The sequence below is a fragment of the Bordetella genomosp. 13 genome (assembly GCF_007679965.1).
Classification (GTDB): domain Bacteria; phylum Pseudomonadota; class Gammaproteobacteria; order Burkholderiales; family Burkholderiaceae_B; genus Bordetella.
In genome coordinates this window covers 221,115-242,416 of sequence record NZ_VEHL01000006.1, presented here as the reverse complement: position 1 = coordinate 242,416, position 21,302 = coordinate 221,115, and the positions used below count along the sequence as shown (strand labels likewise).

The window sequence follows — 21,302 nt, the reverse complement described above, 5'->3', positions numbered from 1 at the left end:
GGCTCCACACCCTGTGCACAACTCGGCCTCATAGCAGTTATCCACAGGCGGTCCGCGCGACGGCCTGCACGATACTGCAGCGGCCATACGACGGTGCGCAGGATGCCTCCCCGTTTTCATCGAATGTGCGAATAGGTCCGGTTAGAATCGTTCGTTGACCTTTTCCTGCGCCATGGGCGCTCCGCCGTCTCGTGGATTCCTCGTCCTCCGATTCCAGCCTCCTTTCATTGGCGCAGGTGCAGGCCATGCTCGCGGCGCGCCTGCGGCTGATCGTCGGGGTGGCGCTGGGCGTGATCCTGCTGACAGTGATCGTGGTACTGGCCATCCCGCGGGTCTGGACGTCGGCGGCCGACGTCTTCATCGACTACAAGGAAAACGACCCGGTAAACGGCCGTTCCTTCTCCGCGATGCTGGACGAGAGCTACATGCAGACGCAGGTCGACATGATCAAGAGCCAGGCGGTCGCCGAGCGCCTGATCCGCACCCTGGGACTGTCCAAGGGCAACCGCGCCGAGGATCCCCAGGCGCACGACAAGCTGATCGAATCCATCCTGCGCAACGTCGAAGTCAGCAGCCAGCGCACCAGCCGCGTGCTCAGCGTGGCCTTCTCCGCCGAAACGCCCGAGAAGGCGCGCGACTACGCCAACGCCATCGTGAATTCGTACATCGCGGTCAGCCAGGACCTGGCGTCCCGCGCGGCACGCCAGCGCAGCGAGCAATACAACGCCCAGCTGGAAGAGTTGCGCAACGAAGTCGACAACATCCAGGAGAAGCTGACGCGTTACCAGCAGGAGACCGGGCTGATCGATGCCCAGCAGACCGATGACCTGGAGGCCCGCCGGCTCAACCAGATGACGACGGACCTGCTGGCCCTGCAGAACCAGCTGCAGGCCGCCCAGGCGCGCAGCCAGGCCAACGACCGCCTGCTGCAGGCCGGCATGCGCCCGGAAGACCTGCCGCAGGTGGCGCAGCTGCTGTCCCTGAACGACATGAAGGAAGCGTTGAACATCGTCAATCGGCAGATCGGCGAAGTGCGCGGCTCCATCGGCGCCAACCACCCGACCATGCTGGGACTGATGGCCGAGCGCCAGCAATTGCAGGGCAACATCGCGCGGCAGGCTCGTGCCGCGCTTGCCGCCGAACGCGACGAACCGGCCCGGCTGCAGGGGCAGATCGAGGCCTTGCAGCGCGACATCGATGCGCAGCGCGCCAAGGTCATCGAACGCCTGGCGCAGCGCGACCGCCTGGTGGCCTACCAGCGGCAGCTGGCGGGCGTCGAGCAGGTCTACAACACCGCCTTGCAGAAGTACGACAGCCTTCTGATGGCCAGCAACGTCACCACGCCGAACCTGTCGATCCTGCGCGCCGCGGAAATGCCGACCAGGCCTTCCAAGCCGCGCAAGACACAGAGCGTGCTGTTGAGCATGGTGGTGGGGGCGGCGGCCGGCGTGATGCTGGCGTTGCTGCTCGAACTGCGCACGCGCCGCATACGCTGCGCGCGCGACGTCGAGCAGGGCGACCCCATGCCGTTGGTGGGCCGGATAGGCTTCGCCGAGGCCGAGCCTGCGGGAATGCGGGCATGACGAAACTCAACAACTCGGCGCGGCCGCGCGATCCGTCCGGTTCGGCAGAACCGCGGGCCGCGCGGCAGGCCCAGTCGCCGTTCGTCGATTGGCAGCCGGCAAGCCTGCTGCGCGATCAGGTCGCGCCCCAGATCCCTGCCCGGCCGCCTGAATCGGCGGTGGCACGGCCGGCCAATGAGGATCCGTTCACGGCAGCGGCGCCGGCGTCTGCGACGCTGCCCTCCGCGACGCCGCCGTCCGCATCCAGCTCCGCGCCGGATGCGCAGCCCGTGGACTACGCGCCGCTTCCGGTCTGCCCGGCCAGTGCGCCGTCCGACGCCTCGGCCGCGCCCGCGAATCGCGCCGAGCCCGCCGCGGCGGCGTCCGAGCTTCTTGCTCCGGCGATGCCCGCCGGCTCCGCCGTGCTCGAGCCCGCATCGCAAGCGAATGGCGCGCCTCCCGAGGCCCCCGCGTCCGAATCGCCTGCGCCAAGCGCTTCCGCCGGCGGCGGCAAGATGGGCGAACGCCTGGTCAGCGCCGGCCTGCTCACGCCCGAACAGGTGCAACGCACCATCGAGCTGCAACAGCAATCCGGCCTGCGTTTCGGCGAAGCTGCGATCCGGCTGGGCTTCGTGACCGAGCGCGACATGCAGAACGCGCTGTCCGAGCAGTTCAACTACGCGACCGCCCTGATGGCGCACCCCACGCTGCATACCAGCCTGGCCATCGCGCACAATCCCTTCGGCCGCGAGGCCGAGGCCATCCGGCAGATCCGCGCGGAGATCTCGCTGCGCCTGAATTCGCGCAAGCATTTCTCGCTGGCGGTGGTCAGCCCGAACGATGGCGACGGCAAGTCGTACGTGGCGGCCAGCCTGGCGGTCGCCTACTCGCAGTCCGGCCAGCGCGTGCTGCTGATCAACGCGGATCTGCGTGGCGGCGCGGGCTCCGAGCTGTTCAAGCTGAAGGGCGGCGCCGGCCTGTCCACGATGCTGGCCGGCCGCGAGGCGCACGCGCCGGGGCAGAGCGTGCCGGGCTTTCCGCTGCTGCACGTGCTTTCCTGCGGGCCCACGCCGCCCAACCCGACCGAAATCCTGGGGGCGCCGGCCCTGCAGCGCTTTATCGACCGGTTCCGGGACGACTTCGACGTGATCGTGGTCGATACGCCGGCCGCCAACCGGTCGGCCGACGCGCAGATCATCGCCAGCCAGACCGACGTGTGCATGCTGGTGGTCCGGCAGGACGCGACGCTGATGGCCGACCTGCGCCAGACGCAGGAGCGCATGCGGCGCGCGGGCGCGCAACTGGTGGGATCGGTCTACAACAGCTACGGCAGCCCGCAGGCCGGATCGGCCCGGACATCCTGGTGGGCCAGATGGCTGAGACGACGCTGAGCGGCAAGCCCGTGCTGCACGTCCCGCCGCGTCCCGCCGTGGCGCAGGGCCTGAACGGACAGGCATTGCAGGGCCTGCTGATCACGCTGATCATCGCGCTCAGCGTCGGCTTTCCGCTCATCCGCACCACCAACCTGTTCGCGACCTCCACGGTGCTGGACACCAGCTATGCCGAAGGCACCTGGCAGCTGCCGGTCGTGTTCGGCAGCGTCTACCTGATCGCCGCCTGGCTGCTGTGGATGAACCGCGAGACCGCATGGCGCAATCTGCGCGCCGTCAATCCGTTCCTGTTGCTGATGCTGGCCTGGAGCGCATGTTCCATCCTGTGGTCGCCCTACCCTGTCACCACGTTCAAGCGCGTGGTGCAGATCATGGGCTTCATCATGGTAGGGCTGGCCATCGCGCCGCCGGTCAGCAACATGTCGAAGTTCGCCACCACGGTGATGGCGACGTTCACGCCCCTGCTGGTGATCTGCTTCTTCGTGTCGCTGCTGGTTCCGCAGGTCGGCGTGGACTATGAGCTGGGCGCGGCGTGGCGCGGCATTTTCTGGCACAAGAACCTGCTGGGCGTCGTCAGCGCCTTCACCGTGGTGCTGTGGCTGCGCGAACTGCGTATCCGGCGCCTGGACTGGCGCCTCTGCGTGGGCGCGATCCTGTTCACGCTGCTGATGCTGGTGCTGGCCAGGAGCACGACGTCGCTGATCACGGCGTCGATGGGATCGTTCCTCTACCTGTACCTGGCGCGGCGCTATCTTGCCAACAGCCACGTCAGCATCATCCTCGTGCTGGGCGCCGCGTGTGCGCTGATGCTGCTGCTGCACTTCTTCTATTCCGTGGAAGGCCGCCTGCCGCGCTGGGAAGAAATCGCGGGCCCGGTGGCATCGCTGCTTAACAAGAGCACCGACCTGACGGGCCGCACCGAGATCTGGCAGCTGGTGCTGATGGAGGTGGCGCGCCACCCGTGGCACGGCATCGGCTATGGCGCATTCTGGCTGGGCGTGGGCGGTCCTTCGCAATACATCTACGACGCCATGCACTTCATTCCGCTGCAGGCGCACAGCGGCTACCTCGACATGCTGAACGAACTGGGCATCATCGGCGTGGCGCTCATGGTGGGCTTCATCCTCGTGCATGCCAGGCAGTTGATGCGGCTGATGCGCGTGGACCGGGGCGAAGCCGCGTTCCACTGGGCCTTCTTCGTGCTGGTGCTCATTGGCAACATCTCCGAAAGCATCCTGTTCCGCGGCGTGCAGTTCGAGTACGTGTGGCTGATCTGTTCCTCCATCATCGTTTCCTCGCGCCTGCGCCTGCATCGCCATGCGCAGGGCACCGCCGTCGGCGCGGGCGAAGGACGGGCATGATCGCGCCGTGGCGACGAACCTTGGCGCGGGGCTTGCGCCGTCTCGCGGTCATGGGCGCATGGATGGCGGCCACGGCCGCCGTGGCCGTGCAGGCTCAGGCCCAGGTCGACGACACCGCGCGGCAGTTCACGTTCGCCATCGACGAAGAGGCGTTGGCGGGCGCGCCGGACCGTTCGGCTCTGAACCATCCCCTGGGCCCGGCGGATCGTCTGTTCGTACGCGATGGCCACTTCTTTCGTGTAGGCGCGGATGGCCAGCCAGGCACGGCCGATGACCAGCGGGTGCGCCTGTTCGGCATCAGCCTGAGCTTCGCCACCAATTTTCCGTCGGACCAGGACGCCGTGCGCCTAGCGCGGCAGCTGCGCAAGGCCGGTTTCAATGCGGTGCGCCTGCATCACATGGATTTCGCACCGGGACGCGACACGGACAAGCCGCGCGGCATCCTCACCCCCGACCCGTATCCCACGCTGAACGAAGTGGCCGCGAACCGCTTGCGCCACTTCATCGAAGTGCTTGCGCGCGAAGGCCTGTACGTCAACCTCAACCTGTACGTCAGCTACCGCTTCCGTCCGGAAGTCGATGGCGTGCCCAACTTCGACTCTCCGTCCAATCGCCTGCCGATCGGTGAGTCGGTGCACGTCTACCATCCGCGGATGGTGGAGCTGCAGGAATCCTATGCGCGCAAGGTGATCGACGCCGCCGGGTTGAAGAACAATCCCGCGCTGGCCATGGTGGAGATCAGCAACGAGGCGTCGCTGATGGCCGCGTGGACCCGCAAGGAATGGGTCGAGTATGCGTTGCCCAGTGCCTACGCGCCGGTGCTGCGCGAAAAATGGAACCGCTGGGCGGCCACGCGCTACGGCAGCATCGGCGCGGCGTGCAAGGCCTGGGGAACGTGCAGCGCCGACCGCTCGGAACCGCTGGAACTGGTGTCGCGCGACAGCACCGAGCGCGCCAGCAGCACGTTCGGCGCCCTGGTGAACCGCGCGCAGGCCAAGCTGAAGCAATGGATGCCGGATGACGGCAAGCCCACCGGCGAGGCCTTGCGGCTGCGGGATTTCCTGGCGTTCCTGGCGGATACCGATCGCGCGTACTTCGACCGCATGCGCGCCGTGGTGCACGACGCGACCGACGCGCGCGTGCCCGTCACGGGTACGCAGATGTACTACGGCGGCGTGATGAATTTCGATTCGCAGGCCGGCATGGACTATATCGACGAACACCGCTACGTCGATCATCCCACCTATCCGACGCCCGGCAGCGAGCAATCGGACTGGTTTATCCGCAATGTGTCGTACACCGGCGACGAGATGGACAAGCTGCTGGCGCTGTCGTTCCGCCATGACCGGCGCAAGCCGTTCGTGCTCAGCGAATTCAACCTGCCCTATCCCAGCCAGCGGGCCGCCGAGGTGCTGCCCATCGTGTCGTCCGTGGCCGCGCTGCAGGATTGGGACGGCCTGTTCTTCTTCGATTACCTGGACGGCTCGACCTGGTCCACCGCGCCGTCCAACTTCACGCTGCGCGGCGAGTGGGGCAAGTACGCGCTGGCCGGCCAGAGCGCGCAGATCTTCCGCCAGCAGTGGATCGCGCCGTTGCGCACGCAGCTGGACGTGCCGATGCCCGCCGATACGCGAGCGGCCATCGCGGCGTCCGACGTGTACGAAGGCCTGGAGAAGACCCTCGCCCAGGCCGGCGTGGTGCCCGCCGATGCGTGGCGCTATCGCGTGGTGATGGACACCGAGGCGCGGGCCATGGCGCCGCCCGCCAGGCCGCAGCCGGCCGCGCAGCCGGTGCAGGTCGAGCATGATGCGCAGCGCGGTTATCTGACGATGGACGCGCCGAACGTGCGCGGCCTGTTCGGCGGTCTGGATGCACAGTGGCGCGGGCCCGCGGGGCTGCAGGCGCGCAGCCTGGCCACGGCGCCGGACGCCGCGGCGCAACTGTTGTTGACGCCCTTGGACGAGCAGCCCCTGGCGCGGTCGCGCCATCTGCTGCTGACGGTGGGCGGGCCCACCGTGGGATCGCAGCCGGGGTCGATCCCCGCGCGGCCGAAGCAGGTGCAGCCTTACAAGAACATGCGCGGACAATGGACGCTGGAACCCGATCCCGGCAAGCTCGACCAGCCGTCCGGCACGCTGTACGGCCATGCGCCGGCATGGATCTCGCGTCCCTTGCTGTGCGTGCGCCTGGCCGGCGCCGCGCCGGTGGCGGCGCTCTACCCGCTGGATGGCCAGGGCAGGCGCATGGCGCCGCTGGATGCCGCGCTGATGCAGAAGCAGGGCAATGCCGTCGCCGCGAACCTGTCGGCGGGGCCGGCCGGCGCACTGAGTCCCTGGTACGAGATCGTGCTGACCGACACGGCTGAAGCCGGGGCGGCGGGAACGCCCGATTGCCCAGCCGCGAAGCCTGGAAAATAGGGCTTTCATGCCGACTGCCTCGCCCCGCCCACGGTTGTGGTTCAGCGCCATGGTGTCCATCGTCGACCAGGCGTGGCTGAGCATGCTGAACCTCGCGGTGGGCCTGATCCTGATCCGCCTGGTGGCCAAGGAAGACTACGGCACCTACGCGCAGTTGTACGTGGCGGGCCTGTTCGCCGCCGGCATCACCGAGGCGCTGGTGTCCAATCCGCTGACCACCCTGGCCTCGCGCTATCCCGACGACCAGCGCGCCACGATGATGGCGCACATGGACCGCTTCCAGAGCCGCCTGGGCACGTGGGTGGCCGTGCTGTTCGGCGTGGCCTGCGCGGGCGTGGCGGGCCTGCTGGACCTGGCGCAACCCCTGTGGCTGGGACTGGGCTTCGCGCTGTACGTCAAGACCAATGCGACGCGCGAGTACCGCCGCAGCACGCTCTTCATCGAGGGCGCGTCGCGCCGCGTGCTGGCCCTGGACCTGCGCTATGGCGTGGCGGTGCTGGCGTGCACGGGCGTGCTGATCTGGGCCGGCTGGCTGACGATTCCCGCGGTGTTCGCCGTGCTGGGCGCGGGCAACCTCGTTGCGCTGCTGGGGGCGCCGCGTCACCCCGTCCCGGGCCCAGGCGCCGTGCCCAGCTATCCGGAGGCCGTGCGCGAATCGTGGAAGCGCGGCCGGCTGGGCCTGCCCGGCTCGATACTGGCCTGGGTCATCAACTACAGCTACCTGTACGTGGTGGCGGCGTGGCTGGGGGCGACCGCGACGGCCGACCTGAATGCGTCGCGGCTGCTGCTGATGCCGATCTCGCTGAGCGTGCAGGCCTGGTCGCGCGTGGCGCGGCCCCTCATCGGGCGCCTGCTGGCCGGGCACGATCGCGCCCGGCTGCGCCGGCTGCTGTTCGGGTCGGTGGTCGGCATCGAGCTGCTGACGATCTCGTACGTGCTGGTTCTGTGGCTGGCCCTGCCCTGGCTGCAGCATCACGTGCTGGGCGAGAAATATGCCAACGTGCAGGCACTGGTGTTGATCTGGGGCGCGTACTTCGCCATCAACGCGGCGCGCTGGATCGGCACCGCCGCTCTGATGAGCGCCGACCGCTACGACAATACCCTGACCATCGCGTTCGTCAGCCTGACCTTGATCCTGACGTCGATGAACGTGCTGATCCCGCTGTACGGCACCGAAGGCGCGATCCTCTCGCTGGCATTCGTCGAAGTGGTCAGCCTGTTCCTGAACTGGTGGTTCTACTGGCGCACGCTGCGCAGCACGGAGACGCCCCAGTGAGCCCGCCGAGCCGCCTCAAGGGCGAATACGGAGTGCGCAGCACGGAGATATTCCAGTGAGCGAAACCGGAAACGCCGTGGACATCAGTGTCTGCATCTGCACCTTCAAGCGTCCGCAGTTGCTGGAACGCCTGCTGCAGGCGGTGGCCGCCCAGCAGCGCGGGACGCTGCGCCTGCAGGTCGTGGTCGTCGACAACGATCCCGCGCATTCCGCGCAAGCGGTTCTCCACAGGTGGCAGGCGCGGGATGACATCGTGATCACGGCCGTGCACGTCGCCGAGCCCAACATCGCCCGTGCGCGCAACGCCGCGGTGCATGCGGCGCGGGCGCCGTGGGTGGTGTTCGTGGATGACGACGAAGAGCCCGTGCCCGGCTGGCTGCAATGCCTGCTGCAGGCGCAGGCGCAATACGGCGCCGATGCGGTGTTCGGCCCGGTACTTCCGCGTTATCGACAGGACACGCCGCGGTGGATACGCGAGGGCGGCTATTTCGACCGGCCGCGCCACCGCACGGGCACGCCGATCACCACGCGCGATGCGCGCACGGGCAACGTGCTGATCCGCCGCGACGCGATGATGGCGCTGGACGGCCCCTTCGATCCCGCCTACGGCCGCACCGGCGGCGAGGACACCGTCATGTTCGGCGCGCTGCTGGACCGCGGCGCCACGCTGGTCTGGTGCGACGAGGCTCCCGTGGAAGAGGACGTGCCGGCCGACCGGGCGACGCTGGGCTGGATCCTGCGGCGCGCCTATCGCGGCGGACAGACGTACATGCGCGCGGAGCTGAAGCGGCTGCGCGGCGGCAGGCGCGCCATGCGCGGGGCCTACCTGGCGGCGCGCGCCGCGGGCCAGGCCGCGCTGGCCGGCCTGCTGGCCCTGGCCTGCCTGCCGGTCTCGCGCACGCGGGCCGTGCAGTGGCTGCGCACGGCCTCGGCCAACGCGGGCAAGCTCACGGCGCTCGGCGGCCGCCAGTACCAGGAGTATGGACATTGACGGCCGCCTTCGCCTTTCCCGCACTGGCCGGCGATCCGTTCCGCGGCTATACGCTGCGCGTCCATGAATCGCTGGCGCCCGCGCGCGACGCCTGGCGCCAGGCCCTGCGCGATGGCCGGGGGTACGTGTTCCAGACGTGGGAATGGAACGACACGTGGCAGAACACGATAGGCCGCGCGCAAGGGGTGCAGCCGCGCATCGTGGACCTGCGCGATGCCGCCGGCCGCACGGTGGCGCTGTGGCCGCTGGCCATCTATTGCCGCTCGCGGCTGCGCGTGCTGGACTTCCTGGGGGATGTCGTGACCGACTACCGCGCGCCGGTGCTGGCGCCGGACGTCGTCGCGGCCTGGCCCGCCGGCGCGTTCGAGGCCCTGTGGCGCGCCATCGTGCGCAGCATCCGCGGTGTGGACCTGGTGACGCTGCGGCGCATGCCCGCGCGCCTGGAAGGCCCTGGCGACATCGTCAACCCCATGACCACGCTGGCGGGCGCCATTCATGCCGAGAACGCCTACGCGGCGCGCCTGCCTTCGGATATGGACGCGTTCCGCAAGCGGCTGTCCTCGAAGAAGCTGGGCGACATGCGGCGGCTGCTCAGGCAGTTGGAGGCGCAGGCGCCCGTGCATTTCACGCCGGTGGTCGATGCGGCATTGCGGCCGGCCGTGCTGCAGGCGCTGGCCGAGCAGAAATCACGGCGCTGGCGCGAGTCGGGCAGCCGCGACCTCTTCGGCGAGCCCGGCTATCTGGACTTCTACCGCACGCTGTCGTTCGACCCGGATACGGGCGCGGACGTCGTCCTCAACGGCATGCAAGCCGGCGACGTGGTGGTGGCCGCGCATTGGGGCGCGAGCTATCGGGGGCGGTATTACTGGATCCTGCCGACCTATGCCGCGGGCGACTGGATGCGGTACTCGTGCGGGCGCGCTCTCATGGGTGCCATGATCGAATGGAGCATCGCGCATGGCTACCAGGTGTTCGACCTGACGGTGGGCGAAGAGGCCTACAAGAAGGATTGGGCCGACCACAGCCTGGCGCTGTACGAGTGGTCTTACGCGGTGACGCTGGCGGGCCGCGTCTTCCTGGCCACCTCCGAGGCCAAGGCGTGGGCGCGCCGGCAGGCCTGGCTGCGGCGGCTGGTGCGCCGCGCGAAGGGGTTGCCGCCGATCCCGGCCGCCACGCACTAGGCCTGTCGCGCACGCAGGTGCGCGATGGCCTGCCCCACCGGCAGCACGGTGCACCCCTTGTCCTGCGCATAGCGGATCACGCCTTCCAGCGCCTCGGGCGTGCTGCCGTAGTGCCCGCAGTCGGCCTCCACGCCGTGCGTGTTCAGGATGGCCCAGCTGCCGCGCCGGGCGCCATCCAGGAAGGCCCGCCAGCGGGCGGCGGCCATGTCTTCGCCGTACAGGCGATAGCTGCCCAGCAGGTTCAGGTCGGCGCGGCCGTGGTGCATGCCGCCCCCCGTGATGCGGCTGGAACGCCGCACGGCGGCGCACGCCTGCTTCACGCCGTAGCCGTAATCGCCGAAGGGATAGGCGAAGTCCAGCGGCTCGTCGTCGCCGGTGATCTCCCGCAGGAAATCGTGGTTCCGCTTCAGCTCGGCCTGCCACTGCGCCAACGGCAGGCGGGTGGCGTGCCGGTGCGACCAGCCGTGGCAGCCCAGCTGGTGGCCGCCCTGGCGCAGCGTGCGCAGCTGCGCCACGCTGTGCGTGGCGCGCGACTGTTCAGAGCCGTCCGTCAACCCGCCCGCCACGTAGAAGGTGCCCAGGCATCCATGGCGCTGCAGGATGGCCGCGCCCGTGTCGCACGCGGAGGCGTTGACGTCGTCGAAGGTGATGCTCACCACCGGCGGGCCGTCGGGAATGGCCAGCCAGGCGTGGTGGCTGTGCCGCGCCAGCCAGCGGCCGCCGCGCCGGATCAGTGCTCGCGTCATGTCCATGTCGGTTCTCCATGCGGTCGGTGGATGCCGTCGCCGGCCGGGTGCGGGGCGTGCACCGCTATAGCCCGAAGCGGCGCCGCCAGCGCTGGCCCAGCCGTTCGACGTAGCGATACGACAGGTGCGCCGCGCCGAACGATGCCAGGCTCACCGCCGCCATCCTGGCCGGCAATGGCGACTCTGGCATGAATTGTTCGACGCAGACCAGCGCCAGCCAGTGGTAAAGATACAGGGAGTAGCTGATGCGCCCGATGTAGACCAGCAGGGGATGCGACAGCAGCCGGCTGCCCCGGCTGGGCCGTAGCGCCAGCCAGGCGAACATGGCGGCCAGCGCCACGCCCTGCAGGCTGTAGCGCCAGGTCTCGCGGAACACCGGGTCGCGCAGCAGCAGCGAGACCAGCATCAGCGCCAGGCCCAGCGCGAACAGCGGCCACGTGCCCGCCATCCTGGCGAAGCGGTCGCAGCGCGACCACAGCAACGCGTACAGCGCGCCATACAGGATGGAATCCACCCGGGTATCGGTGGATTTGTAGATGCGGTAAGCCGGCAGCGCGTCCAGGCCCACATGCAGCGCCAGGTACAAGCGCCAGGCCAGCACCGCCACGATCAGCGCGCCCAGCAGCGCCATCAGCCGCCCGGGACGCGGCAACAGCCAGGCCAGCAGGAAGGGATAGATCAGGTAGTAGTGCTCTTCGACGGCCAGCGACCACGTGATGCCCAGCGGCGAGTTCATGTTTCCCCAGGCCGGGAACGCGCCGGGAAACAGGCTCCAGTAGTTGGCGTAGTGCAGCACCGCGGCAAGCACGTCGGGCCATGGGATGGGACTGCCCGCCGCCAGCATGGCGGCCAGGCTGGCCAGCACGAAGACGTACAGCGCGGGCAGCAGGCGCAAGGCGCGCCGGCCGTAGAAGGCGCCGATGCCGATGCGCCCCGTGGCGCCGTGTTCGCGCAGCAGCACGCGCGTGATGATGAAGCCGCTGATGAAGAAGAAGATGGTGACGCCCAGGCCGCCGGGCACGATGTGGCTCAGCCACATGTGCGCCACCATCACCAGCAGGATGGAGATTGCGCGCAGGCCATCCAGCGCCGGCAGGTAATGGTCGGCGATGGGTACGGTGCCGGCCAGCTTGCCGGCCGGGTCCGCGTGGGCCAGGCCCGGGGGCGTCATTTGCCGGTCAGCCAGCCGCGCAGGCGCTGCATCTGCCAGGCGCGCAGCTTGCGCCGGAACTCGGGGTCCGCGTATTGCGGCAGTCCCTTGATGGCCCCCTGCAGGTAGCCCGCGATGATCAGCAGTCCGCCGATGACGTAGGGCTTCTCGCGCATGCGGTTCACGCCCGCGGCCAGCGCATACAGCGGGTGATAGCTCATGTACCAGTTGGCGCGGCCCCAGCGCATGCGGCCCACGTAGATGCTGCGGTCCGACGAGCCCATGATGCGGTGATGCCACAGCCACGCATCGGGATCGTAGAAGCTCAGCGTGCGCCAGCCCTTGAAACGCGACTGGTGCACGTCGATGCCGTCCCAGGCCAGGTGCTCGACGAAGCCGCCGATGCTTTCGAAGGCGTCGCGGCGGTAGAGCTTGAACTGGCCGGCGACCTGCTCCTCGATATGGCTTTCCTCGATGTAGCGGCCGTCTTCCTCGCGGTAGACCTTGCCCGAGACGGCCGCCAGCTTGGCGTCCGTGGCGAACATGGCCATCATGCGCTCGAGGTAGCGCGGCCCGAACGACATGTCGCCATCGAGCTTCACGATATATTGGTAATCGGTGTGCCGGATCCGTTCCTTGCCGTAGTTGAAGGCGGCGATCACGCCCCCGCCCAGCTTGCGGAATCCGCGGTTCTCGCGCGGCACCAGGCGGATGAAGTCGTATTTCGCGGCGTATTCGCGCACGATGTCGGGCGTGGCGTCGGACGATCCGTCGTCGACAAGGATCCATTCCACCGGGCGCAGCGTCTGCGCCACGATCGAGTCCATCGTCAGGCGCAGGTACTTCGCCTCGTCGCGCACGGGCGAGATGATGACCAGCGGGATGACCGTGGGATTGACCGCCGGCTCGGACGTGATGGGGTTCAGGTGGTGTTTGACGGGCTTGTCACTCATGTTTGGCGTTCCCGCGCATGGCGCATTGCCGGGCCCCGGCGGGGCGGCGCCGCGATTGTAATGTGGCCATCGCGGCGGCAGGACGCGCGCGCCTCGCCGTTGCGGATTCGCATCGCCGCGTCAGTAGCGCACCGGGCTGTTGGCGGGCAGCTTCACGGTGCGTCGGATGAAGCCGGCGAACTCGGTATACCCGGCGATGGTGGGATGCAGGCCGTCGGCGAAACGTTCCGGGGCCATGGTGCGGAAGTTGTCGCTGCCGTTGCTGGACCAGTTCAGGTAGTCGACCACCGCGATGTGCGGATTGCGCGGCGCCAGCGTCTCGGCCAGCCAGCGGTTGAAGGCGGTGGCTACCTCGATCATCGGATCGGTCATGCCCAGCCATGCGCCGATGTTGTCCACCACCAGCACCATGCGCCCGCTGGTGCTTTGCGCGAAGTACGAGAAGTTGTCCTGCAGCGAGGACAGCGGCACGCCCGCGGCGACGTCGTTGATGCCCACGTGCAGGTAGGCCAGCAGCGGCTGCGTACCCGCCGGCAAGGTGCGCGGGCCGCGCCCGTCGCCCGGATCGAAGCCCTCGGCCAGTACGTCGCGGCGCCAGCGCGCACGCACGGCGGTGGAGGTCTGGCCGCCGATGCCATGGTTGAAATGGAACACGCCGGAGGCCGCCGCCAGTTCGTACGACAGCTGGCCGGGCTGGGAGACGTAGTCGGGCACGAAGCGGCCCTGGACGTTCAGGCGGCCCTTGCGCTGGATCTCGCCTTCGGCGATCGAGTCGCCCACCACCACGGCATACGGCTGCGCGGTCTGGGCGCGCGCCGTGCCGCCCATCGCAAGGGGACCGAGCGACAGCGCGGCCAGGAAGGAGCGGCGATTGAACATGGGGTCCTCGCGGTGGTCCGGTCAGAACAGGCGTTCGTCGACGTGGATGACGTCGCCCGCCTGCACCCGCTCACCCAGCTTGACGCGCTTCTTGCTGATCTCGCCGGTGACGACGTCGGTGCGGTTCAGGTCGATGCGGCTGTCCGAGGCGCGATCGGTCAGGCCGCCGGCCAACGACAAGGCGCGCATGACGTTCAGGCCTTGCTCGACGGGATAGGCGCCGGGGCTGCGCACTTCGCCGTAGACATAGAAACGCGGCGCCTGGGGCAGGAACACGACGTCGCCGGGCTGCAATTCGGTGTCCTGCACCACGCGCGAGGGCGACTGCCGGTTGCCCACGAACATCTCGATGCGTTGCTGGCCGCCGTCGCCGCGGCGCATCAGCACCGCGGTATCGGCCGCGTCGGCCAAGGTGCCGCCGGCCATGGCCAGGACCTCGAGCACCGACAGGTTGTTTTCGATGGCATAGCGGCCCGGACGCGACACCTGGCCCAGTACCGAGACCACGCGGCTGCGCACCGTGATGACCTCGACCGCGACCTGCGGATCGTTCAGCAGGCCCCGCTTGCGCAGGCCCTCGGCGATCTGGCGGCCGATCGCCGAAGGCGTCTGCCCGCCGACGCGCAGGCTGCCCAGCAGGGGCGCTACGATTTCGCCGTCGGCATCGACCGTGACGCGGCTTTCCATGTTGGCCTGGCCCAACACCGTGATCAGCAGCGTGTCGCCGGGGCCCACGGCGCTGACCGCGCCGGTGGGGGCGATGGCTTGCGCGTTGTCGCGCGCAGGCGACACGGGATCGGGAATGGGCAACTGCGGGCCACGCGCCGGCACGGGCGTGGACTGCGGCGTGGCGCGCGTCGCGGAAGCCGCGGGCGCGCGCTGCTGCGGCGCCGGCTGGACGCGCGCCGGCACGACGGGATCCATGGACAGCTGCTGCGCGCGCGGGGGCGCCACGGGGTCGGAGATAGGCAACTGCTGCTGAGGACGCGCGGGGACGACCGGGTCGGGTATGGGGAGCTGCTGCTGCGGGCTTGCCGGAATCACCGGGTCGGGGATGGGCAATTGCGGCCGGGCGCCCGCCGGCATGACCGGATCGGGGATGGGCAGCTGCTGCGCGTATGCCGGCGCCAGAACGCACATCGCCATAGCCATGGCGAGTTGTAGTATCCACCTGAAGGCCGGCAAACTCATCTCCACTCGTTCAGCGCCGTGTACATGCCGCCACGATAGTAGCGCATGCAATCTGTCACGCTCAAAAGTTTATAAATACAATACGGCGTTCGGTCATCGGTACGCCCGCCGCGCGGGGCATCGGGGCGCGGCAGACACCATATAGCACTTTCTCCCTCCACCGAGACCTGTCTTTGCAAAGTTTGCCGCACCCCTCCGGCCCCGACGGCGCCGGCATCTCTCCCGCTGATCTCCCCGCCCTGCCGAAGGTCCGCCTGTTCGAACTGGACATCGCGGCCGTGTCGTTCGACGACGCGGTGCAGGCGCTGGCCCAGGCCGCCGAGCGGCGCGACGGCCATGCCCGGGTGGTGGTCACGCCCAACGTCGACCACGTCGTGCGCCTGGACGCCCGGCCCGAATTCCGCGCACGCTATGCGCGCGCGGACTACATCTTCGCCGACGGCATGCCGGTGGTGTGGGCCAGCCGGCTGCTGGGCCGGCCGCTGCCGCAGCGCGTCACCGGCGCCGATCTGTTCGTGGCGATGTGCGAACAGTCGCGGCAGAACGGTTGGCGCGTGATGCTGCTGGGCGGACGTCCGGGCTCGGAGGCCGACCTGAAGGCCCGCTTCGCCGAGTATTTCCCGGGCTTGCGCATCGACATCGTCTGCCCCTCGATGCAGTTCGAGCCGCTGGGCGCCGAGGGCGAGGCCTTCGCGCAGCAGGTGCGCCAGGCCGCCCCCGACGTGGTCTTCGCCTGCCTGGGCCTGCCCAAGCAGGAGAACTGGGCGCTGCACTACGCGCCCACCCTGCCCGGCGGCGTCGTGCTCTGCGTGGGCGCCGCGATGGAATTCGCCATCGGCCTGTCGCGCCGCGCGCCGCGCGCCTTCCAGCGCACGGGCATGGAATGGCTGTGGCGCCTGCTCAACAACCCGCGCCGCCTGTGGCGCCGCTACCTGGTGGACGACCCCTGGTTCGCCCTGCTGTGCTGGAAACAATGGCGCAGCCAGCGCAATGGCGGCGACGCGCCGTGACGTGCCCCGTGCGCATGCGGCGCACGTGGGTCGCGTCGGCCGTGCTGCTGGCGTCGACGCCGGCCGCGCCCGCGGCGGAGTTTCCCGAAGGCATCGACTACGCCGTGCAGGTGACCAGCTCGGTGCAGCGCCAGAGCAATCCGGCGCGCCTGCCCGAGTCCTCGGACCAGCGGCGCGACGCCTCGGTCATGGTCAACGCCATCGGCCTTGCGGCGCAGGTGCCGCTGCTGTCCCGCGACACCCGGCTGGACGTGGCGGGAACCGTTGCCGATGCGCGCTACAGCAATTCGCGCCAGCTCGATCACCAGCCGCGCAGCCTGAACGTGGACCTGCGCTGGCGTGCCGGCCGGCTGCTGGACGGCAGCGTCGGCGTGCGCCATGAAGAACAGCTCAACGACCTGAATCGCACGTATCCGCAGCGCGACATCACCAAGCGCCAGGGCCTGCAGGCCGAAGCCGGCGTGCGTGTCACCGAGAACCTGCGCCTGCCCGTGGTCACCCTGTTCCAGAACACGGTGCGCTACGACAACGAGGGCAACCGCCAACTGTACGATCGCGACGAGACAGGCTGGCAGGTATCCGCCTTCCATACCGGCCTGGGCCGCTCGTTCGCGCAGGCGGGCGTGCGCCGCACCGGCGTGGACTACATCCGCCGCAATTCCAGCCAGGCCACCCTGCTGGACAACGCGTACGACGACACCGAGAGCTTCGTCAACGTTCAATGGGAGTACAGCCCCAAGACCCTGGTGGGCGCGCGCGTGGGCTACCTGCAGCGCCGCTACGCGCACCTGGAGGGGCGCGACACCAACCTGGTCACGCTGGACGCCCTGGCGCGCTGGGACTATTCGCCCAAGACGCAGTTCGACCTGCGGCTGTGGCGCCGCCCGTACGCCTATGACGACAATCCCGACGTGCTGTATGCCACCGAGACGGGCGGACGCCTGGCGGTGCGCTGGCGTGCCACGCCCAAGATCTCGTTGGGCATGGGAATCGAGCGCGCCGTGCAGAAGCAGGACGCGGTGAGCGGGGACAGCGAGACGGTGCAGGTGCTGCGCTACGGCCCGCGCCTGGAATGGCAACCGCGGGACAACCTGCGCTGGGTGCTGGATTTCTACCGGGACCGCGAGACGGCGCCCACGCCGCAGGACTCCTACGACCAGGTCTTCGTGCGCCTGGGAGTGCAATACACCTACGGCGACCAGGGCGGCACGCTGCGCGAGCGCCTGAAGTCCAGCGAATGCCTGTACCGCCGGCCGGAATTCGACCTCTGCTGAGGCCTGTGGCCGGCCCTGGCGATCAGTAGGCGTTGCGATCCCACAGGATCATCAGCCCCGTGCGGACCAGGATCTTCATGTCCAGCAGCAGCGACCAGTTCGCGATGTAGTAGCGGTCGTACTTCACGCGCCGCTGCATCTTGTCGGGCGTGTCCGTCTCGCCGCGCAGGCCGTGGATCTGCGCCCAGCCGGTGATGCCCGGCTTGACGCTGTGGCGAAGCATGTAGCCGCGGATCAGGCGGCGGTACATCTCGTTGTGTTCGGCGGCATGGGGGCGGGGCCCGACCAGGCTCATGGAGCCGCCCAGCACGTTGAACAGCTGCGGCAGCTCGTCCAGCGAAGTGCGGCGCAGGATGCGGCCCACGCGCGTGACACGGTCGTCCTTCGCGCTGACCTGGCGCAGCACGCCGTCCGTTGCCTGGTCGCTGCCCACGCGCATCGAACGGAACTTGTAGACGGTGATGGGCATACCGCGCTCGCCGTAGCGGCGCTGGCGGAAGATGATGGGACCCGGCGAATCCAGGCGCACGGCCAGCGCCACCAGCAGCATGATGGGCGCGACCAGGATGAGCACGATGAGGCCCAGCAGCAGGTCGGTGGCGCGCTTGAGCGTGCGCGACAGCCCGATCATCTGCGTCTCGTGCAGTGCCAGCACCGGCACGCCCGCGATGTTGGCGCTGTCGGCCACCGACTCGCCGAGGATGGGCGACTCGGGAATGAGGTAGATGGCGGCCGTGGAGTCGTACAGCTGGTTCATCAGGTCCAGCGTGGGCGCCTCGTAGCCTTCCTTGTCCAGCGGCACGAAGGCCACGTCGATGTCGCCGGAATCGATCTGCGCGGTGGCGGTGGCGTAGTCGCCCAGGTAGCGCGGCAGGTATTCGGTGTTGCCGGGCAGGTCGAGCGGCTGGCGCGCGTAGTAGCCGTCGATGTGGATGCCCAGGATGGGCGAGCGCTGCAGCCGCATGGCCAGCTTGCGTGCCTCGGGGCCCATGCTGAAGAACACCGCGATGCGCCGGCTGGAGGGCGAGTTGTTGATGTGATAGGCGGCGCGCCGCAGCACGGCCAGCCCGATCACCTGCAGCACCAGCGAGATGCCGATCCATTCCAGCAGCAAGGGCCGCAGCTGCGGCATGTCGACGTCGCCGTGCGGCAGGAAGAACAGGCCCGCCAGCGCCGCGAACAGCACGTTGAACCAGCGCATCACGCCCTGGCCCAGCATCCAGGCCATGGTGCGCGCGCTGACCAGCAGGCGAAAGCGCGTGTAGACCAGGAAGGCGCTCAGTGCGATCAGGCCGGGCACGGCCTGCAGGTAGACGGGATTGTCGTACCCGTGCACGCCCGCCAGCAGCAAGAACGGAAGCGCATTCAGCAGCGCGCTGACGCCGCCTGCCAGAGTCATGAATGCGTTCTGGTGATGGCTGGGCTTTTCTCGCAGGAACATTGTATGGATGGCGGGTGGTCGGACGGCGGCATCAACGGCCGTAGGAATCGTCGAAGCGGACGATGTCGTCCTCGGCGAGGTAGGGACCCGACTGGACCTCGATCAATTCCAGCGGAATCGACCCCGGATTCTCCAGGCGGTGGCGCACGCCCAGCGGAATATACGTCGATTGGTTTTCAGTAAGGAGAAAAACTTCTTCGCCGCGCGTGATCCGTGCGGTTCCCGCAACGACGATCCAATGTTCTGCGCGGTGATGGTGCATCTGCAGCGACAGGCGGCCGCCGGGCGCCACCGTGATGCGCTTGACCTTGAAGCGCGACCCGCTATCGATGGCGTCGTACGTGCCCCAGGGGCGATAGGCCAGCCGATGCTGGGCCGCTTCGGGACGCTGGTCGGCCTGCAGGCGCGCCACGATGCGGCGGACGTCCTGCACCTGGTCGCGCGCCGCCACGAGGATGGCGTCGGGCGTCTCGACCACCACCGTGTCCTGCATGCCCAGCAGGGTCACCAGGCGATGGCTGGAATAGGCGTAGACGTTCTGGCAGGCCTCGGCGATCACGTCGCCGCGCAAGGCGTTGCCCTGCTCGTCGCGCGGCGTGAGCTGCCACAGCGAGGCCCACGAGCCGATGTCGCTCCAGCCCGCGTCCAGCGGCACCATGGCCACGTTCGGGTCGCGTTCCATGACGGCGTAGTCGATGGAGTCGGACGGGCAGGCGGCGAAGGCGGCCTGGTCGAAACGTACGAAATCGCCGTCGTGGCGCTGCCCGGCCACGGCGGCCTGGCAGGCGTGCAGGATATCGGGGCGGTGTTGCCCGAGCGCCTGCAGATAGCGCGAGGCCAGGAACAGGAACATGCCGCTGTTCCAGAAATAGCGGCCGCTGGCGACGTATTGCGCGGCCGTGGCGGCGTCGGGCTTCTCGACGAAGGCCTCGACGGCGGCGGGAGCCCCGGCATCGCCGCCCGCCGCGGTGCGGATGTAGCCATAGCCGGTTTCCGCATAGGCGGGCACCACGCCGAAGGTGACCAGCTTGCCGGCCAGCGCGGGCTCGCGCGCCTGGGCGACGGCCTGGCGGAAGGCTTCCGGCTTGAGGATGGCGTGGTCCGACGGCAACACCAGCAGCAGCGCATCGCCGCCTTGCGCCACGGCATGCAGCGCGGCCAGCGCGATGGCGGGAGCGGTATTGCGGCCGGCGGGTTCGAGCAGGATGGCGGGGTGCTGCAGGCCCAGCTGGCGCAATTGTTCGGCCACGATGAACCTATGCGCTTCGTTTGTTACCAACACGGGCGCGTGGTCGGCAAGCTCGGCCACGCGCTGCCAGGTGGCCTGCAACGCGGAGTTGTCGCCCAGCAAGGGCAGGAACTGCTTGGGATAGCTTTCCCGGGACAGTGGCCAGAGCCGGGTACCCGAGCCGCCCGCCAGCAGGACGGGTTGCAACTTCACGGGTGCTGCGCTGGACATGCTGGGCTCCTTGGAATTGAGCGGCAGGATACGCCGCGCATGCGCTGCGAAACGTCAAAAAACGTCAGTTTGGCCCGAAAAATGAATCCAGGGGTGTCAAATCATTCAGATTTTAACAGTGACCATATTAGAATCGGTTGCGTTCGGAACCCCGCTTTCCGCCTCCTGGCCCAGCGATTCCGTGCGCCTCAGACGCAAGGTCATGCCTCAAGAATGCGGCCGGAACCCCGCAGCTCCGCCTTGCCACTTGGCAGAAGTGCCATGTCGGTTTCTCACCACACGAACACAGCAAGCAAGAAGATTCCCGCCGTCTCTTTCCTTGTCCATTCGATGGGGAACCACCTCGCCCGACTTTCCTCGTCCGTCTGGTGGATTGCGCATTTCCGTCCGGGGAATGCCGACGGGCGCATGGCTGCACCCTTTTTGCGCATAATTTCAAACTTTTGCGGTCTGCACGCACCGCAGGCGGCAGGCACATGCCCGCTGCGCTCTGGCATAGCGTTCTGATGCCTTACAACCAGAGGACATTCGTGGAAAGCGCCCTTCACACCCATCTCAGCCAGCGCCTGTGCGCCCACCAGTGGCGCGAGTTCCTCGCCGCCCTGGCGGCGGAGCTCACGCAGGACCTGACGCCCAATCACCTGCGCAACGTGATGCGGCGCACGGGCGAGCGTTTCGCGCGGCAGCACGCGCTGGGCGGCTCGGGAACGATCAGCGAACTGCAGGCGGCCATCAATCGTGTCTGGCACGCGCAGGACTGGGGCTGGGTAGAGATCGCCGAAGCGGACGACCACCTCGCGCTGACGCACAACTGCGCTCCACTACAGGCCGCGTTCGGCGCCAGCCACAAGGGCTGGACGAACGGCTTCCTGGAAGGCGCCTACGAGTTCTGGATGCGTGACCTGGGCGCCGACGCGCAACTGCACGTGACCCAGGCGGGCGAACCCGATTCCCTGGGGACCGTCGTTTTCCGATTCGGCAAGTAAGCCGCCTTCGAGGCCGCCTGCGGCCGGCATGCGG

17 protein-coding genes are annotated in these 21,302 nt (G+C 68.6%); 10 read left to right on the top strand and 7 right to left on the bottom strand.

The window, feature by feature from the left end:
* Positions 1 to 191 precede the first annotated feature (191 nt).
* Genes FS845_RS16280 through FS845_RS16250 form a run of 7 tightly spaced genes read left to right on the top strand, consistent with a single transcriptional unit; the run spans position 192 to position 10,179 of the window.
* A complete protein-coding gene (locus tag FS845_RS16280) occupies positions 192 to 1,583 on the top strand; it encodes a GumC family protein (RefSeq protein WP_144637170.1) in 1,392 nt (463 codons plus the stop codon).
* Complete coding sequence (locus tag FS845_RS16275) at positions 1,580 to 2,953, top strand: polysaccharide biosynthesis tyrosine autokinase (protein WP_144637168.1); 1,374 nt, start codon at positions 1,580 to 1,582, stop codon at positions 2,951 to 2,953. The genes FS845_RS16280 and FS845_RS16275 overlap by 4 nt, the downstream gene beginning before the upstream one ends.
* Complete coding sequence (locus tag FS845_RS16270; RefSeq protein ID WP_144637166.1) at positions 2,935 to 4,314, top strand: O-antigen ligase family protein; 1,380 nt, start codon at positions 2,935 to 2,937, stop codon at positions 4,312 to 4,314. The genes FS845_RS16275 and FS845_RS16270 overlap by 19 nt, the downstream gene beginning before the upstream one ends.
* A gap of 32 nt (positions 4,315 to 4,346) precedes the next feature.
* A complete protein-coding gene (locus tag FS845_RS16265) occupies positions 4,347 to 6,731 on the top strand; it encodes a capsular biosynthesis protein (RefSeq protein ID WP_144637164.1) in 2,385 nt (794 codons plus the stop codon).
* Positions 6,732 to 6,738: 7 nt separating this feature from the next.
* Positions 6,739 to 8,007 (top strand): lipopolysaccharide biosynthesis protein, encoded by a 1,269-nt coding sequence (locus FS845_RS16260; protein ID WP_186332309.1) that lies wholly within the window; start codon positions 6,739 to 6,741, stop codon positions 8,005 to 8,007.
* A 55-nt stretch (positions 8,008 to 8,062) separates the two neighbouring features.
* Positions 8,063 to 8,998, top strand: coding sequence for a glycosyltransferase family 2 protein (locus FS845_RS16255; protein WP_260986311.1), 936 nt, complete (start codon positions 8,063 to 8,065; stop codon positions 8,996 to 8,998).
* Entirely contained in the window at positions 8,995 to 10,179 is a 1,185-nt protein-coding gene (locus tag FS845_RS16250) for a GNAT family N-acetyltransferase (RefSeq protein WP_144637162.1), read from the top strand. Before FS845_RS16255 ends, FS845_RS16250 begins: the two co-directional genes overlap by 4 nt.
* On the opposite strand, the gene FS845_RS16245 is transcribed toward FS845_RS16250, so the two are convergent.
* The 5 genes from FS845_RS16245 to FS845_RS16225 form a co-directional block, all read right to left on the bottom strand.
* Positions 10,176 to 10,931, bottom strand: a complete 756-nt coding sequence (locus FS845_RS16245) for a polysaccharide deacetylase family protein (protein WP_144637160.1) — start codon at positions 10,929 to 10,931, stop codon at positions 10,176 to 10,178. The two genes, FS845_RS16250 and FS845_RS16245, sit on opposite strands and share 4 nt — an antisense overlap.
* Positions 10,932 to 10,989: 58 nt before the next feature.
* Positions 10,990 to 12,096, bottom strand: a complete 1,107-nt coding sequence (locus FS845_RS16240; protein ID WP_144637158.1) for an acyltransferase family protein — start codon at positions 12,094 to 12,096, stop codon at positions 10,990 to 10,992.
* Positions 12,093 to 13,028, bottom strand: coding sequence for a glycosyltransferase (locus FS845_RS16235; RefSeq protein ID WP_144637157.1), 936 nt, complete (start codon positions 13,026 to 13,028; stop codon positions 12,093 to 12,095). Before FS845_RS16235 ends, FS845_RS16240 begins: the two co-directional genes overlap by 4 nt.
* Before the next feature lie 120 nt (positions 13,029 to 13,148).
* On the bottom strand, positions 13,149 to 13,907 hold the full coding sequence (locus FS845_RS16230; protein ID WP_144637155.1) for an SGNH/GDSL hydrolase family protein: 759 nt from the start codon (positions 13,905 to 13,907) through the stop codon (positions 13,149 to 13,151).
* 21 nt (positions 13,908 to 13,928) lie between these two features.
* Positions 13,929 to 15,059, bottom strand: a complete 1,131-nt coding sequence (locus FS845_RS16225; protein ID WP_144637153.1) for an SLBB domain-containing protein — start codon at positions 15,057 to 15,059, stop codon at positions 13,929 to 13,931.
* Between the two features lie 212 nt (positions 15,060 to 15,271).
* Between FS845_RS16225 and FS845_RS16220 the strand changes: the two genes are divergently transcribed.
* On the top strand, positions 15,272 to 16,108 hold the full coding sequence (locus tag FS845_RS16220; protein ID WP_260986310.1) for a WecB/TagA/CpsF family glycosyltransferase: 837 nt from the start codon (positions 15,272 to 15,274) through the stop codon (positions 16,106 to 16,108).
* Positions 16,105 to 17,382 carry a hypothetical protein gene (locus FS845_RS16215; protein WP_144637151.1) on the top strand — a complete coding sequence of 426 codons (1,278 nt, stop codon included), beginning with the start codon at positions 16,105 to 16,107 and terminating at the stop codon, positions 17,380 to 17,382. The genes FS845_RS16220 and FS845_RS16215 overlap by 4 nt, the downstream gene beginning before the upstream one ends.
* Positions 17,383 to 17,404: 22 nt before the next feature.
* On the opposite strand, the gene FS845_RS16210 is transcribed toward FS845_RS16215, so the two are convergent.
* A complete protein-coding gene (locus tag FS845_RS16210; protein ID WP_144637148.1) occupies positions 17,405 to 18,781 on the bottom strand; it encodes an undecaprenyl-phosphate glucose phosphotransferase in 1,377 nt (458 codons plus the stop codon).
* Between the two features lie 73 nt (positions 18,782 to 18,854).
* The gene (locus FS845_RS16205) at positions 18,855 to 20,282 is read right to left on the bottom strand and encodes a mannose-1-phosphate guanylyltransferase/mannose-6-phosphate isomerase (RefSeq protein WP_144637144.1); all 1,428 of its coding nucleotides are present in this window, start codon (positions 20,280 to 20,282) and stop codon (positions 18,855 to 18,857) included.
* A gap of 530 nt (positions 20,283 to 20,812) precedes the next feature.
* Here FS845_RS16205 and bcsD point away from each other — a divergent pair.
* A complete protein-coding gene (gene bcsD, locus FS845_RS16200; RefSeq protein ID WP_260986309.1) occupies positions 20,813 to 21,268 on the top strand; it encodes a cellulose biosynthesis protein BcsD in 456 nt (151 codons plus the stop codon).
* Positions 21,269 to 21,302 lie beyond the last annotated feature (34 nt).